14 protein-coding genes are annotated in these 14,713 nt (G+C 56.4%); 7 read left to right on the forward strand and 7 right to left on the reverse strand.

Annotated features, from left to right (window positions below):
• Positions 1-49: 49 nt before the first annotated feature.
• From GFN93_RS11375 to GFN93_RS11385, 3 genes are all read right to left on the reverse strand, one after another.
• Positions 50-1,657 carry a carboxyl transferase domain-containing protein gene (locus tag GFN93_RS11375; protein WP_153501201.1) on the reverse strand — a complete coding sequence of 536 codons (1,608 nt, stop codon included), beginning with the start codon at positions 1,655-1,657 and terminating at the stop codon, positions 50-52.
• 74 nt (positions 1,658-1,731) lie between these two features.
• Positions 1,732-2,895, reverse strand: a complete 1,164-nt coding sequence (locus tag GFN93_RS11380; protein ID WP_153501202.1) for an isovaleryl-CoA dehydrogenase — start codon at positions 2,893-2,895, stop codon at positions 1,732-1,734.
• Between the two features lie 2 nt (positions 2,896-2,897).
• Positions 2,898-3,284 carry a MerR family transcriptional regulator gene (locus tag GFN93_RS11385; RefSeq protein WP_153501203.1) on the reverse strand — a complete coding sequence of 129 codons (387 nt, stop codon included), beginning with the start codon at positions 3,282-3,284 and terminating at the stop codon, positions 2,898-2,900.
• A gap of 174 nt (positions 3,285-3,458) precedes the next feature.
• Here GFN93_RS11385 and GFN93_RS11390 point away from each other — a divergent pair, with 174 nt between their 5' ends.
• The 4 genes from GFN93_RS11390 to rraA all read left to right on the forward strand — a co-directional run bounded on the left by GFN93_RS11390 (position 3,459) and on the right by rraA (position 9,264).
• Positions 3,459-5,756: an efflux RND transporter permease subunit gene (locus GFN93_RS11390; RefSeq protein ID WP_153501204.1), complete on the forward strand. Its 2,298-nt coding sequence runs from the start codon at positions 3,459-3,461 to the stop codon at positions 5,754-5,756.
• Positions 5,757-5,899: 143 nt separating this feature from the next.
• Entirely contained in the window at positions 5,900-8,047 is a 2,148-nt protein-coding gene (locus GFN93_RS11395; RefSeq protein ID WP_153501205.1) for a response regulator, read from the forward strand.
• Complete coding sequence (locus tag GFN93_RS11400; RefSeq protein ID WP_153501206.1) at positions 8,047-8,739, forward strand: NAD(P)H-binding protein; 693 nt, start codon at positions 8,047-8,049, stop codon at positions 8,737-8,739. Before GFN93_RS11395 ends, GFN93_RS11400 begins: the two co-directional genes overlap by 1 nt.
• 42 nt (positions 8,740-8,781) lie before the next feature.
• Positions 8,782-9,264 (forward strand): ribonuclease E activity regulator RraA, encoded by a 483-nt coding sequence (gene rraA, locus GFN93_RS11405; protein WP_153501207.1) that lies wholly within the window; start codon positions 8,782-8,784, stop codon positions 9,262-9,264.
• A gap of 33 nt (positions 9,265-9,297) precedes the next feature.
• On the opposite strand, the gene GFN93_RS11410 is transcribed toward rraA, so the two are convergent.
• Positions 9,298-9,513, reverse strand: coding sequence for a DUF6316 family protein (locus GFN93_RS11410; RefSeq protein WP_153501208.1), 216 nt, complete (start codon positions 9,511-9,513; stop codon positions 9,298-9,300).
• A gap of 240 nt (positions 9,514-9,753) precedes the next feature.
• Between GFN93_RS11410 and GFN93_RS11415 the strand changes: the two genes are divergently transcribed.
• Entirely contained in the window at positions 9,754-10,161 is a 408-nt protein-coding gene (locus tag GFN93_RS11415; protein WP_153501209.1) for a CBS domain-containing protein, read from the forward strand.
• 36 nt (positions 10,162-10,197) lie between these two features.
• Positions 10,198-10,779 carry a DUF805 domain-containing protein gene (locus tag GFN93_RS11420; RefSeq protein WP_153501210.1) on the forward strand — a complete coding sequence of 194 codons (582 nt, stop codon included), beginning with the start codon at positions 10,198-10,200 and terminating at the stop codon, positions 10,777-10,779.
• A gap of 97 nt (positions 10,780-10,876) precedes the next feature.
• On the opposite strand, the gene GFN93_RS11425 is transcribed toward GFN93_RS11420, so the two are convergent.
• The gene (locus GFN93_RS11425) at positions 10,877-11,857 is read right to left on the reverse strand and encodes a malate dehydrogenase (protein ID WP_153501211.1); all 981 of its coding nucleotides are present in this window, start codon (positions 11,855-11,857) and stop codon (positions 10,877-10,879) included.
• 139 nt (positions 11,858-11,996) lie between these two features.
• Here GFN93_RS11425 and GFN93_RS11430 point away from each other — a divergent pair, with 139 nt between their 5' ends.
• A complete protein-coding gene (locus GFN93_RS11430; protein ID WP_153501212.1) occupies positions 11,997-13,079 on the forward strand; it encodes an NAD(P)/FAD-dependent oxidoreductase in 1,083 nt (360 codons plus the stop codon).
• 3 nt (positions 13,080-13,082) lie between these two features.
• Here GFN93_RS11430 and GFN93_RS11435 read toward each other — a convergent pair whose 3' ends face one another.
• Both GFN93_RS11435 and GFN93_RS11440 read right to left on the reverse strand, forming a co-directional pair.
• A complete protein-coding gene (locus GFN93_RS11435) occupies positions 13,083-14,069 on the reverse strand; it encodes an AraC family transcriptional regulator (RefSeq protein ID WP_235901804.1) in 987 nt (328 codons plus the stop codon).
• A 192-nt stretch (positions 14,070-14,261) separates the two neighbouring features.
• Positions 14,262-14,621, reverse strand: coding sequence for a poly(hydroxyalkanoate) granule-associated protein (locus GFN93_RS11440; RefSeq protein ID WP_153501214.1), 360 nt, complete (start codon positions 14,619-14,621; stop codon positions 14,262-14,264).
• Positions 14,622-14,713: the final 92 nt, after the last annotated feature.

Consider the following 14,713-nt stretch of genomic DNA (forward strand, 5'->3'; position numbering starts at 1 on the left):
CTCCGGTTTGTTGCGTGTTGTGTGAAGCGTGCTGCATGCTGCGTCTCCCTTACATTCTGAACACGCCGTAACGGGTGTCCTCAATGGGGGCATTCAGGCTGGCGGAAATAGCCAGGCCAAGTACATCACGGGTATCAGCAGGATCAATAACGCCGTCATCCCAGAGGCGGGCACTGGCGTAGAAAGGCTGGGCCATCTGCTCATAGCGCTCGGTCATGTCGGCCTGGAATGCTGCCGCTTCGTCGTCGCTCCATTGCTGGCCTTTTTTCTTCAGGGAGGCCTGCTTGACCTGCGTCAGTACGCTGGCCGCTTGCTCTCCGCCCATCACGGAGATGCGCGCATTGGGCCACATGAACATGAAGCGGGGATCATAGGCCCGGCCACACATGCCGTAATTGCCGGCACCAAAGCTGCCGCCAGTAATGACGGTGAATTTGGGCACCGTCGCGCAGGCCACCGCATTCACCATCTTGGCGCCATGCTTGGCAATCCCCTCGGATTCATATTTCTTGCCCACCATGAAGCCGGTAATGTTCTGCAAGAAGAGCAGGGGAATCTTGCGCTGGTTACACAGCTCAATGAAATGAGCCCCTTTCTGGGCTGATTCCGAATAAAGCACGCCGTCGTTCGCAAGAATGCCGACGGGGTAGCCATGGATATGGGCAAAGCCACAAACCAGCGTGGTGCCGTATCGGGCCTTGAACTCATCCAGCTCCGAGCCATCGACAATGCGGGCGATTAACTCCCTTGCCGGCATGGGTTGGCGGGTAGTGGTGGGGATCACGCCATAGAGTTCTTCAGGGGTATAGGCAGGCGCTCTGACCGGCTGTCGTTTTACCTGATCCGGCTTATGCCAGTTAAGGTGGGCAATACAGCGGCGAGCAAGCTCAAGCGCATGGGGCTCATCCTCCGCCAGGTGGTCAGCGACACCGGATTGTTCGCAATGAAGATTGGCGCCACCGAGTTCTTCGGCGGTGACCACTTCTCCGGTGGCGGCTTTCACCAGGGGAGGGCCAGCGAGAAAGATCGTCGCCTGCTCCTTGACCATGATGACCTCATCGGCCATGGCAGGCACGTAGGCTCCTCCCGCAGTGCAGGAGCCCAGCACCACACTGATCTGCGGGATACCACGGGCCGACATGTTGGCCATGTTGAAGAAGATGCGGCCGAAGTGTTCGCGATCAGGGAATACTTCATCCTGGCGGGGCAGGTTGGCGCCGCCGGAGTCCACAAGATAAACACACGGCAAGCGGTTTTCCGCAGCAATCGCCTGGGCGCGCAGGTGCTTCTTTACGGTGAGCGGATAATAGCTGCCGCCTTTCACTGTCGGGTCGTTGGCGACGATCATGCATTCCACGCCATGAATGTGACCGATCCCGCCGACACAGCCTGCGGCGGGTACGTCTTCACCGTAAACACCTTCTGCAGCGAGCGCGGAGATCTCCAGGAAGGGAGAGCCAGGGTCAAGCAGCAGGTTGATGCGTTCTCTAACCGGCAACTTTCCGCGCTCACGCAGGCGCTGTTCGGCGGCCTCGCCACCCCCATGGGCAATGTGATCCAGTTTGGCTCGCAACTGCTCACGAAGCTGCAGATTGTGCTCCCGATTCGCCTGAAACTCAGGGCTGGCTGAATTGATCTGACTGTTAATCTTGGGCATGGGTACTCTCGCTGGGTGCCCGGCGCTTAACGCCGGGCACCCGGTTATACATCGGGCGTGCTACGCGTCTGGCGTCAAGCGGTCTCATTGAACAGTTCGCGACCGATCAGCATGCGACGAATTTCGCTGGTGCCGGCACCGATTTCATAAAGTTTGGCGTCACGCAGCAGTCGGCCAGTAGGGTACTCATTGATGTAGCCATTGCCGCCGAGGGTCTGGATGGCCTCCAGTGCCATCTTGGTGGCGTTTTCGGCGCAGTAAAGGATGACACCCGCGGCATCCTTGCGATTGGTTTCGCCACGGTCACAGGCGCGGGCCACGTTATAAAGATAGCTGCGGCTGGCATTGAGCATGACGTACATGTCAGCAAGCTTGCCTTGCATGAGCTGGAATTCGCCGATGGCCTGACCAAACTGTTTGCGCTCATGTACGTAAGGTACGACGACATCCATGCACGCCTGCATGATCCCGGTACAGCCGCCTGCCAGAACGGTTCGCTCATAGTCGAGTCCGCTCATCAGGACTTTCACGCCCTGATTTTCCTGGCCAAGGATATTTTCCGCAGGCACGGCGCAGTCTTCAAATACCAGCTCACAGGTGTTCGAGCCGCGCATGCCGAGCTTGTCCAGTTTCTGGGCGCGAGAGAACCCGGGGGAATCACGCTCGACGATAAACGCAGTAATGCCTTTGGGGCCGGCACTGGTATCAGTCTTGGCATAGATCACATAGGTGTGGGCGTCAGGGCCATTGGTGATCCACATCTTGTTGCCGTTGAGGATGTAGTGGTCACCTTTCTTGTCCGCGCGCAGCCCCATGCTGACCACGTCCGAACCTGCACCGGGCTCACTCATGGCCAGGGCACCAATTTGGTCACCACTCACCAGGCCGGGCAGGTAACGGGCTTTCTGAGCCTCAGTGCCATTCAGGTAGATCTGGTTGACGCAGAGGTTGGAGTGGGCGCCGTAGGAGAGGCCGATAGAAGCAGAAGCCCGGGAAATTTCTTCCATGACGATGGTGTGAGCCAGATAACCCATATCAGCGCCGCCATATTCTTCACTGACGGTGACACCGAGCACCCCCAGGTCACCCAGTTTCTTCCACATGGCTAGCGGAAACTGATTACTCTGATCCACCTCTGCGGCGATCGGGGCAATCTCTTTCTGGGCAAACTGGCGAACGCTGTCGCGCAGGGCTACCAGGGTTTCGTCCAGGTCAAAGTTGAAGCTGCTGTTGAACATGCTTATCTCTCCAGGTCGTTCATGGCGTCCACGCAACGCTGTTCTGCATCATCCAGTTCCTGCTGAAGTGCGTGGATATCCCGTAGTTGTTGTTCAAGCTGTTCCCGGCGCTGCTGAATCTTGCTTTGCAGGGCAAGGAGCTGGTGTCGATTGTCACTTTGGGGCTGATACATCCCGATCAGCTCTTTTGATTCTGCAAGGGAAAAGCCAAGTCGCTTGCCGCGCAGGATCAACTTGAGCGTCACCCGGTCCGCCGGTGAGTAGATCCGCGTCTGCCCCTGGCGCTCCGGAGACACCAACCCCTGGTCTTCGTAGAAGCGAATGGTGCGAGTGGTGACGTCAAACTCCCGCGCCAGTTCGCCGATGCTGTAGGTCTGCTTTTTCGTCATAGGCGAAGAGTAGGGGAAGTTTACGTTAACGTAAAGTGGTTGGATGGTGTTCGGTTTTGGCCTTATTGGTGCGTGACACAATGTTTACCCCTGAATAGACTTCAGTGGCTAATTTGCCCGGATCGTGCGTACAAGAGAGCACGAAAAGGCAGAATGAAAACAAAAGGGGAAGACATGAAAGACGCTTGGAGTCGCTGGGTGGTTGCCCACCCGGTGTGGGTGTTGGCAGGCTGTATCCTGCTATGCATGGGGCTTGCTGGGGGCATGAGCAAGTTTCAGAACAATAATGACCCGCGTATTTTCTTTACTGAGGATAACCCCGACTTCAAGCGCTTCGTGGCCCTGGAGGACAACTTCACAGCCAACGAGGTGGTGCTGTTTGTCATTCATCCAAAAGATGACCAGATCTTCACCCGAGAAACCCTGGCAGCCATAGAGGCACTCACTGAAGATGCCTGGCTGCTGCCCCATGCCACCCGTGTGGACTCCCTTGCCAACTTCCAGCATACCGAGGTGGAAGGGGATGATCTGTTTGTGGCGCCACTGGTGGAATATGCCGACCAGCTAAGCAATGAAGAGCTGGGTGAGATTCGCCAGATAGCGCTGAGCGAGCCTTCCCTGATCGGCCGGCTGATATCCGATAAGGGCCACGTGGCCGGCATTGCGGCCACTGTCACCATGGGGGAAGGGAAGACTGAAGCGCCCGAAATTACGGAAGCGGCCCGTGAAATGGTCAGGCAATATCGCGAGCGCTACCCGGATATCGACTTCATGGTCACCGGTACGGTGATCTTCAACCAGGCGTCGGCTGAGGCGACAGAACAGTCGATGAACAGCACCTTACCCCTGGCCTTTGTGGTGATGTTGCTGTGCCTGTGGCTGATCTTGCGTAGTGTCATGTTTGTTGTGGTGACCCTCTGCGTGATCGGTTTTTCCATTCTCTCTGCCATGGGGCTGGCCATGTGGCTGGGCATAGAGTTCTCACCGATTGTGGGCATGGCGCCTGCCATGATTCTGACACTGGCGGTGGCGGATTCTGTGCACATTCTGGCGAGTTACCGCCACGAGCGGCTGGAAAGCCGGTCCCGTGAGCAGGCTATCGTGGAAAGCCTGCGAATCAATTTTCAGCCGGTATGGCTTACCAGTCTGACAACCGCTATCGGCTTTGCCATTCTCAATTTTTCTGAATCACAGCCGTTCCGCGCGCTTGGTAATGTGGTTCTCATCGGGGTCCTGTTGGCCTTCTTCTTTTCGGTGGTTCTGTTGCCGGTACTGGTGATGCTTATTCCCCACCGCATTGAGCCGGGTAAACAGCGGGATTTCTCCCCGTTAATGGAGCGTCTTGCCCAGCACCTCAATCGTCATTACAAACCCTGGCTGCTGGGTATGTCGGTGCTGGCTGTGGGCCTGACCGCCAGTATCGGTCTCAATAGCATCAACGATGTGTTTAATGAATATTTCGATGAAACCTTCGAGGTGCGCAGGGTCAATGACTTTGCCATGTCGGAAATGACGGGCATGCATCGCATCGATTACGCAGTGCCTGCTGCAGATTCCGGCGGTGCCATGGATCCGGAGTTTCAGAAAAATCTGGATAAGCTACATCACTGGGTCGAGCAGCAGGAGCACGTGGTCTACGTGACGTCCTATGTGAATGTGATCAAGCGACTCAATCGAGACATGCACGGCGGCGACCCCGAGTACTATCGCGTACCGGACAGTCGTGAACTTATCTCCCAGTACACGCTTCTGTATGAGCTTTCACTCCCGCAGGGGCTGGGCCTCGAAGATCAGCTGGATATCGACAAGTCCCAGGCCCGGGTTGTCGTCATGCTTGAAAATATTGGCTCCCGCCCGGTCCTGGAATTCAACCAGCGGGTAGAAGACTGGATGGCTGAAAATTGGCCGGATTATATGCAGACCAAGGGCACTGGCATGGATGTGCTGTTTGGTCATGTCACCATGCGGAACATCAACAGCATGCTGTCCGGCGCCCTGATCGCGCTGATCAGCGTGTCGGTGCTGCTGATTATCGCGCTGCGCTCATTCCGTTATGGCCTGCTGTCCCTGATTCCGAACCTGCTGCCAGCAGCAATGGCATTCGGATTATGGGGAGTGATTAATGGAGAGATCGGGTTGGCTGTCTCTGTGGTCGCCTGTATGACCCTGGGGATCGTGGTGGATGATACGGTTCACTTCCTCAGTAAATACGTGCGTGCCAAGCGGGAACTGGGTCTCAATACTGAGAAGGCAGTGGAATATGCGTTGCGCACTGTCGGTGTGGCGCTTGTCGCCACCTCCGTGGTTCTGGTGGCGAACTTCGCGGTGATCGGCACCAGCCATTTTTACCCGAATTCCAGCATGGGCCTGCTGTCGGCAATCACCATTGCCATGGCCCTCTTCGTGGATCTGTTCTTCTTTGTGCCGCTTTTGAATGCACTGGATCGCCGCCGTAAAGTGGCCAAAGGCTGAGCTGACCCTAGCCAGCTCGAGTAAGCAGTGCTAACGTAGCGCCACACGGCTATAACAGGTTCTACGGAACAGACACTGTGACGTATAAGAAAGATCGAAAGGTTCTAAGAAAGGTCGATTATGGGGCCGCCAAGAATTCCCTGATGGGAGTCCTGGCGGCCTTACTGGTTTATGCGCTGGTGTTTGCCTGGGGGCAGGTGTATCAGAGCTATGAGCTTGAGGCCTTGATCGGGGGCGGTGCAGTACTGGCGGTTACCGGATATCGACTCTGGTTGGTTGCCCGGTTTGATGCACTTTATGGTGCAGGGCCAGCGCGTTGGCGAAAGCTTTTTGGCGTTGGCCTGTCAATGCATGCGCTGCTGTGGGGGTTGATCCCGGCCTGGTTGGCATGGCGCGTGGGGACAGGTTTCAATTTCTTCGCCATCCTTCTCTACAACGTGGGGGTTACCACCGCGTTGGGCTCCTCCTGGATGGCCGGACTGCGTGTTCGCCAAGCCTATATCGTTCTGATGTTTCTACCCACCTTGCTGGTGCTGTTTGCCATGGGGGCCCTGCATGATTGGGTAATTGCCATTTTGATTGGCAGTTATGCCTTCTACCTTTTCCGCCTGTACCGTGGTCAGTACGAGACTTTCTGGCATGCCGTTACCCGTGAGCGCCGAGGCAAGGTCGAGATTGCCGCGCAGCCGAACCGTACCAATTCGGAAATCCAGCTGAGCCTGGTCTACCGCCTTGCCCATGAGCTGCGCACGCCGATGAACTCTCTCATGGGCATGATGTCTTTGCTGGAAGATACGCGCCTCAATGACGAGCAAAAAGATTACATGCAAGTAGCAGGGCGAAGCGGCAAGTTGCTGCTGGCCCTGATTGATGACGTACTGGACTATTCCCGCATCCTGTCCGGGCGGGTCACACTGAACTCCGAGTTCTTCGATTTTCGCAGTGCCATCGAGCAGGCCCTTGAAGCGTTCGGCCCCATGGCCCAGAGCAATGGCCTGGAGCTCACCTGTGTGATTGATCGCATGCTGCCCAAGCGGATTCGAGGCGATCGTGAACGGCTGATGCAGATTCTCAACAACCTGTTCAGCAATGCCATCAAATTCAGTGATAGTGGTGAAATCCGTCTTGATGTTGATTTCACCGTAGAGGGCGAATCTGCGGGTGTGTTACGTGTTCGAGTCAGTGACCAGGGCGCTGGCATGGATCCCGAGACGGTTCGCCATCTCTTCCTGGACCGTTTTTTTGAAGATGGCCAGGATGCCTATAGCAGTAATTACACGGGTTTTGGGCTGCTGGTGTGTAAAGGGCTGGTAGATGCCATGGGCGGTCACATTAATGCGGAAAGCGTTCCCGGTGAGGGCTCCACTTTCTGGTTTACCGTGCCAGTGCAAATGCAGCCGGATATGCGCGAAGCCCAGAGTCTGATTCGTGTCCTCAATGGCGCTCAGGCTGTGGTGGTAGGTGCTGCTGCTGGCACGGTGGCCTGTCTTCAGGAAGAGCTTGAAGCTCTGGACTGCCAATGTTCCTCCGCTGAGGGTTACGACCACGCCCTGCAGGCGCTGCGTGCCGGGCATCGCGAGCAGACGGATTTCGACATACTGTTTGTGGACACATTCTCTCGTCCCGAGCTGGCGTTAAACCTGTGCAGAAATGTACTGGAAGACCCGTCTCTTCGTCCTGTCCGCCTGGTACTGATGGTTACCATTGAAGAGCGTAGTTTGCCCGCAATCCAGAAGATGGTGGATCAGCATGATCTGGTGGTCCTGGTGCGGCCTGCCCACCGTTCCAGTATTCGTCAGGCCGTATCGCGGCTGCTCGGGCTGCAGCGACAGGTGCCCGTGGGGGACGCTCCCACCAAGACCCCGGAAGAGCGTCAGCGTCGCAAGCGGTTCCGTGTGATGTTGGTCGAGGACAATGAGGTTAACCAATTGGTGACCCGCGGCATGATGAGCAAGCTGGGCTATCAGGTGAAAACAGTGAGCAATGGCGAAACGGCGCTTGCTCTTCTGGAGCAGGAACCGTTCGATCTGGTGCTGATGGATTGCATGATGCCGGAGATGGATGGCTTCGAAGCCACCCGGCAACTGCGCGAACTGGAAAAGAATCGCGGTGAGGAGCGCACACCTGTAGTGGCCATTACTGCCAACACGGCAGAAGGCGTGCAGGCGCGTTGCCTCGCTGCGGGTATGGATGATTTCCTTGCCAAGCCAGTTCATCTGGATGCTCTGGAAACAGTTTTACGCCGTTGGCTTCCAGAGGAGCCAGCGGAGAATCAGGACGAGGACGAATAATGACAAGAAAGGCTCTGCTGTTAGGTGCAACGGGTCTGGTTGGGCGCGCGTGCCTCAAGTTGCTTCTGGATAACGATCAATACGAACGGGTTACGGTGTTGTCTCGTCGCGACGGGGATATCCAGCACCCCAAGCTGGATTGGCAAGTTGTTGACCTGGACAACATGGAAGGCTGTCTGCCGCAGTTTAAGGTTGATGATGTCTTCTGTTGCCTGGGTTCCACGATGAAGAAAGCAGGGTCTCGCCAGGCCTTCCGCCATGTGGATCATGACCTGGTGGTGTTGGCCGGCCAGATGGCCAAGCGAGCAGGGGTGCAGCGATTTCTGGTGGTCTCCGCCATTAATGCCAATTCCCGTTCGCCCTTCTTTTACTCACGAGTGAAGGGGCAGATGGAGCGCGCGCTGAAACAACTGGAGCTTCCCCTGTTGGTACTGGCGCAACCCTCCTTGCTGCGTGGTGATCGCGAAGACAAACGTCCGGCCGAAGACTGGGGCAACCTGCTCAACCGCATTGTTGAACCCCTGACCCGTTGGACCGATGCCCATTGGCTGCCAGTGGATGGCAACAAGGTGGCCGAAGGGATGGTGGGGATGGCGCTGGAGGGCCCGGATTCCGGGCTCTACCAGCTTCGGTATCGGGACTTTCTGGTTTACTCGGGCAAGTTGCACGAGAGCCATGCCAAGTCCGCATAACCAAACCGCCCATACGCGGCTGAACAAGAGCTGGGAGTAGATATGACTTTTGTGACCTGTGATCTGTGTGACGATAACGCGGATATCGTGTCAGTAGTAACTGGTTTTAACTGGTTCAGCTACGGCGGTCGCAGTGCCTTTGGTGGCGAGATCGTTACCGTCAAGTGTTACGAAGACAATAGTCGCGTCAAGGAGCACCTTGCCACCGATGGCAAAGGCAAGGTCCTTGTCGTGGATGGTGGAGGCAGTCTGCGCAATGCACTGATCGGTGACATGATTGCAGAAAATGCCGTGAAGAACGGTTGGGAAGGGGTGATCATTTACGGCGCGTGTCGCGACGTTGATGCGTTGGCCCAACTGGATATTGGCGTTGTGACCCTGGGCTGCGTGCCCATCAAGTCGGTGCGCAGGGATGAGGGCCAGCTGAACATCGAAGTCGAGTTTGGTGGTGTGACCTTCCGTCCGGGGGAGTACGTCTATGCCGACAATAACGGCATTATCGCGGCGCCCAGGTCTTTGCTGTAGATCATCAGATCAACAGAAAACCAGATTATCGGATTAATCCGGTAATCTGGCTGGTTTAAGACCGTATCGCTCTCTGGTTTCCATGTCACGCAGATACATCATCAGCCCGGTTTCAGCCTCGGCCCTGCTGCTGAATGGCCCTTCTACGGTGTTTTCGCGAGTTGCAAAATACCAGTTTGGCCCTTCGTTAAAGAAACGATCGCTCCGAAACCAGGTCCGTTCTGCCTGATCTTCCTGTCTGCGTTCCATGCAGCCCCCTCTGTATTTGACGTAAATGCCTATATTTTTATACGCAAATTAGCATTTAATGGCCCCCTGAATCCATGACCACTGATCCGAATAGCCGCCTGATGGCATTCTCGGGGCTCACTCAACGAGAGCGTGTACTTTCTCTCAAAAATCGCCAGGCTCGCTGGTTTGACAGACGTTTTCTGCTATAAAGGCAGAAAGGAATTGTTGGGCGCAGCCCTCTATTGGCAAGGAATACTTATGCTCAAATCCATGTTGGTGGCGGACTATATGAGTCGCCGTGTGATCACATTGACTCCTGATCAATCCGTTCACGATGCCATTCGAGTTTTACTGGAGAACAAGATTTCCGGCGCCCCGGTGGTTGGTGAAAGCGGTGAGCTCAAAGGGATGTTTTCCGAATCCGACTGTCTCAAAGGGGCGCTGGAAGCGAGCTATCACGGCACTGAAATCGGTCCTGTCAGTGAGTACATGACTTTCGATCTACAGACTGTAAATGGACAAACTTCCATTCTTGATGCCGCCGAGATTTTCCTTGCGGATCACCGCCGGCGCCTGCCAGTGGTCGACGATGGCAAGCTGGTGGGGCAGATCAGCCGTCGTGACCTGTTGCGAGCCATTGACGACTTCAACCGCAACGCTTCCTGATTTTGAATTACTTACCAACGTTCCAATGGGGGAACCATGAACCAGCCGTACCAGGCACCTGGTGCCGATGTTGCTGTTGCCAGCAATGAAGCCTATCAACCAAAATTCCTGTCTCTCTCTGGTCGTATTGGCCGGATGCGATATTTCGTTTATGCCACCGGTTTGACCATGCTGTTCTATCTGGTGGTTGGCATAGCTGCGGCCGTTCTTGTCCCGGCATTTGCCAGCGGTGGAGAGGGTGCTATGGGTATTGTTGCCATTGTCCTGAGCATGATCGCGTTGGCTGCCTTTATCGGCATGCTGATCATGACTTGGGGGTATATGGTGCGCCGCCTCAATGATATCAACGCCAGTGGCTGGCTCAGCCTGTTGATGCTGGTGCCACTGGTGAACTTCATTCTCGGCCTGATCCTGATCTTCAAGAAGGGCAGCCAGGGGGGCAATAATTACGGTGCAGCACCGGTGAACAACTCCGGCGGCGTGAAAGCGGCGTTCGCCGTTTTACTGTTGTTGATGGTTGGCTACTTTGGCGTGGTCATGCCGGTGACCATGAAGGCGTATTCAGACTATCTGGAGCGTGCCCAGCAAGCCCAGCAGATGGAGTTTGATGACTACTAACTTCAACTTGCTGCAGCGCCGTCAGAGCCAGTGAGGCAGTGAGCGGCAGACACAAAAAAGGGGCTCCTGAGAGCCCCTTTTTCATTACCGCAATGCCTTACGGCAGCAGATGGGAAACAGCGTCACGCTCTTCCGCCAGTTCCTGCTCGGTAGCCTGCATGCGAGCACGGGAGAAGTCGTTGACTTCCAGGCCCTGAACGATAGTCCAGTCGCCGTCCTTGCAAGTGCAGGGGTAGGAGTAGATCAGGCCTTCCTGGATGCCGTAGGAACCATCGCTGTAGATACCCATGGAAACCCAGTCGCCCTCGGCGGTGCCGAGTGCCCAGGAACGCATGTGGTCAACAGCGGCGTTGGCTGCAGAAGCGGCAGAGGAAGCACCACGGGCCTTGATGATGGCCGCGCCGCGCTGCTGTACTTCAGGAATGTAGGTGCCTTCGTACCAGTCCTGCTCAACCTGATCCACAGCGACCTTGCCGTCCACTTCGCAGTGGTGCAGGTCTGGGTACTGGGTGGAGGAGTGGTTGCCCCAGATGGTCATCTTCTTGATGTCGTTGACCGTTTTGCCCAGCTTGGTGGCCAGCTGCGCCATGCCACGGTTGTGGTCAAGACGGGTCATGGCAGTAAACTGACGCGGGTTGATGTCCGGCGCGTTGCGCTGGGCGATCAGGGCGTTGGTGTTGGCCGGGTTACCGACTACCAGCACCTTGATATCTTTGCTGGCGTTATCGTTGATGGCTTTACCCTGGGCAGAGAAGATCGCTGCATTGGCTTCCAGCAGGTCTTTACGCTCCATGCCCGGACCACGCGGACGAGCACCAACCAGCAGCGCGTAATCGGCGTCTTTGAAGGCCACGTTGGCATCGTCAGTACCGATGATGTCGGCTACCAGCGGGAATGCACAGTCTTCCAGCTCCATGATGACGCCCTTCAGGGCTTCCAGGGCAGGGGTGATTTCGAGCAGCTGCAGAATAACAGGCTGGTCTTTGCCGAGCATATCGCCGGAAGCGATGCGGAACAGCAGGGAATAGCTGATTTGGCCAGCGGCGCCGGTAACGGCTACGCGTACGGGTGCTTTCATGAACAATCTCCTAGCTTGAATTCGGGAGAGGTGGCAGACACTGTGAACCTCTGAACCATGCCTTGCATGGGTCAGAGGTCCGAACGGCGCGCATTATAAAGGAGCCGGCGACTAATCGCACGAACTCCTAAGGAGGAATATGAATACCTGGGATGTGGTGGTAATAGGGGCGGGCCAGGCGGGCAGTGCTGCTGCGTGGGATCTGGCTGCTGCCGGCCAGCGTGTGCTGGTGCTGTCACGGACGGCAGGAGCCGGAAAACCCTGTGCCGGCGGGGTGACGATAAAGGCGCTGAATCGCTATCGATTTTCCATTGATCCTGTTGTCAGGGAGACAATTGATACGCTGCATGTCAGCCGGTACCCGGGCCCGGGAGGGAGTCTCGTGGCTCCGCAGCGCTTTTGTGTCATGACCGAGCGCAGCGAACTTGATCAGCATTGTCTCAAGCAGGCTGAGTGTCAGGGCGCCGTGTTTCAGCTCACCCGAGGAATTACCGGTGTTCGCCAGAATTTGAACGGCGTTGAGGTTCACACACGGGAAGGAGACACGTTTCGGGCCGGTTATTTGATTGCGGCCGACGGTGCCAACAGCCGGGTGCGACATCTTCTGGGTGAGCGATCCTGGAAAGGGGCCATGGCAATTGAGGGGCACGTTGATCGTGCGGTGATCAGTGAATATCCCGGTATGACACTGGATTTCCAGGCCATCAAGGGCGGCTATGGCTGGTTATTCCCCAAGGGGGATCACGTTAATGTGGGCCTGTATACCTGGAAGCATGGTCTGGCCGCACCCGACAGAAAGACTCTGGACCAGTATTGCCAGCAACGGCTTGGCGCGACGCCACACACGGTTTCGGGTTTTCCGCTTGGCACCTGGCTCCCCAGGGTGCGATTACAGCACGGACGTATTCTGTTTGCCGGGGATGCGGCGGGATGCACGGAGACGCTGTTGGGGGAGGGGATCTACGGCGCGGTCCTCAGTGGTCAGTTAGCAGCACAGTCATTGCTCTGCGGTCAGCCGGAAAGTTATCGGGATCTCCTGGCTGACTGGCGGGACGAGCTTGGTAAGGTGCAGAGGCTATCCCTGCTGTTCTATGGACTGCTGCCAGTCTCGATTCCGATGCTGAAAGGCCCCCTTGGGGAGACCCTGGTGGACGGCTTTTCCCATGGCTATACACTGGGGCAGTGCAAACGCCGCTGGCGGGGAAGTCCGAGCCTGGCCTGAGGCTCAGACGGGTGGAGGGGCGTCTCGCCCCTGGTCACGATAACTGACCGGGGTGATGCCAAACCATCGTTTGAAGGCCCGGTTAAAGGCGCTCTGCTCTGAATATCCGAGATCCAGTGCGATCTGGTTTACCGAACGTTCGCTATGCAGTAGCCAGTCGCAGGCAATGCGGCGGCGCTCTTCCTCAAGCAGGCTGGAAAAGTCGGTGTTCTCGGCTCGCAGCTGGCGGCGAAGGGTCCAGGGTTTGACTCCTAACTCATCGGCGATGGGCTCAAGCTGAGGCACTCCCCGCTGAAAGCATTTCTGGATTTCCAGTCGCACCTGATCCAGCAGGTTGTCGCGGGCATGGTACTGTGTAACCGCTCGCTGCATGCGGGATCTCGCGAGCTTGTGCACATCCGGATCCGCGTCACGAAGCGGCAGATCCAGTATGTCATTGCTGAGTACAATGGCATTTTCCTGCTGCTCGAAGACCACAGCACAATTGAAGATACGCTGATATTCGGCAGCATTTCCCTGGGGGGCGTGGCGTAAATGAATACGTTCCGGGTTGTAGTCCTTGCCCAAAATCCAGCGGCCAAAAGTGATGGCGGCAGCGAAGTTGGCATCAATGCGCATGGGGTATGTGGGCAGTGCCTCCATGTCGCTTTCCCATATCAGCCAAAGCTGATCGTCTCGCCACTCAAAACGTATGCCGGCGTATTCGGTGGTCACCTTCATGAAGGGGATCATCAGTTCGATGGCATCCCTGAGCGTCGCGCTGGACATGCTGGCATAGCCAAGTTCGCCCATGAAGCGTGGACGGATCGCCTCGCCCATATGCAGGCCAAATAAGGGATCATTGCTGTGCTGAAGTGCCTTGCGAATCAGCTGGTCTTCAACGGTCATGGAGATACGTGACTGGGGGTTTTCCAGATCATCGTTACTGACACCCAGTTCCACCAGGGCTGTGCTCAGATCTACACCGGCGCGAAGGGCTGCATCCAGCAAGAATTCAAGCCAGAAAGGGGCGACAGTGCGTTGTTGCAAAAGCGTTGTATAGCTGGGGGGCATGAGCTCGTGACTTGTTGTTATCCCGAGCAGTAGATAACGAGAGCTGGCCGGTTAAGTCAACCATTGTCTCGTTCCGGCAGGAAGGCGGGGAGGCAAGACCTCCCCACGCCAATCCTTGTGAGGCCTTGTTTAGCTGGCTTCTTTGGCCAGCTTGTTGACCTTGCGGGTCAGAGTGTTCAGCTTCTTGTTCAAGGCTTCCACGTCGCTCTGGGTCGGCAGACCAAGGGCCTCGGCCAGTTTGCCGCGGAGCTCGTCAAGGGTGGAAACCTTTTGTGCGGCTTTCTTGCTTGCCGTTTTGGCCGTCTTGGCCAATTCTTTCTGGCGTTTTTCGCCGGATTTAACCAGGGACTCGAACAGCTCGGTGCTGGATTGTTCAACACGCTTGGCTGCGCCACGCAGCGCACTGCTCATTTTTTCAGCGGTTGCGCGAGTTTCGGCATTCAGTTGTTCGTAACGCTCATTCAGCTTGGTAATAACGGTATTGCTCATTGGAGTATCCCTCCTTAGATTGATTGGCGTGCCCTTACGAGCGTAGCAAGTGTATGTGAGCTGGGGGGCACGGGATTTATTGTTGTCGAACA

The sequence above is a fragment of the Alcanivorax sediminis genome (assembly GCF_009601165.1).
Classification (GTDB): Bacteria; Pseudomonadota; Gammaproteobacteria; order Pseudomonadales; family Alcanivoracaceae; genus Alcanivorax; species Alcanivorax sediminis.

Coding starts and splice junctions, on each gene's coding strand:
- GFN93_RS11375 (WP_153501201.1), bottom strand. CDS start 1,657: ATGCCCAAGATTAACAGTCAGATCAATTCAGCCAGCCCTGAGTTTCAG.
- GFN93_RS11380 (WP_153501202.1), bottom strand. CDS start 2,895: ATGTTCAACAGCAGCTTCAACTTTGACCTGGACGAAACCCTGGTAGCC.
- GFN93_RS11385 (WP_153501203.1), bottom strand. CDS start 3,284: ATGACGAAAAAGCAGACCTACAGCATCGGCGAACTGGCGCGGGAGTTT.
- GFN93_RS11390 (WP_153501204.1), top strand. CDS start 3,459: ATGAAAGACGCTTGGAGTCGCTGGGTGGTTGCCCACCCGGTGTGGGTG.
- GFN93_RS11395 (WP_153501205.1), top strand. CDS start 5,900: ATGGGAGTCCTGGCGGCCTTACTGGTTTATGCGCTGGTGTTTGCCTGG.
- GFN93_RS11400 (WP_153501206.1), top strand. CDS start 8,047: ATGACAAGAAAGGCTCTGCTGTTAGGTGCAACGGGTCTGGTTGGGCGC.
- rraA (WP_153501207.1), top strand. CDS start 8,782: ATGACTTTTGTGACCTGTGATCTGTGTGACGATAACGCGGATATCGTG.
- GFN93_RS11410 (WP_153501208.1), bottom strand. CDS start 9,513: ATGGAACGCAGACAGGAAGATCAGGCAGAACGGACCTGGTTTCGGAGC.
- GFN93_RS11415 (WP_153501209.1), top strand. CDS start 9,754: ATGCTCAAATCCATGTTGGTGGCGGACTATATGAGTCGCCGTGTGATC.
- GFN93_RS11420 (WP_153501210.1), top strand. CDS start 10,198: ATGAACCAGCCGTACCAGGCACCTGGTGCCGATGTTGCTGTTGCCAGC.
- GFN93_RS11425 (WP_153501211.1), bottom strand. CDS start 11,857: ATGAAAGCACCCGTACGCGTAGCCGTTACCGGCGCCGCTGGCCAAATC.
- GFN93_RS11430 (WP_153501212.1), top strand. CDS start 11,997: ATGAATACCTGGGATGTGGTGGTAATAGGGGCGGGCCAGGCGGGCAGT.
- GFN93_RS11440 (WP_153501214.1), bottom strand. CDS start 14,621: ATGAGCAATACCGTTATTACCAAGCTGAATGAGCGTTACGAACAACTG.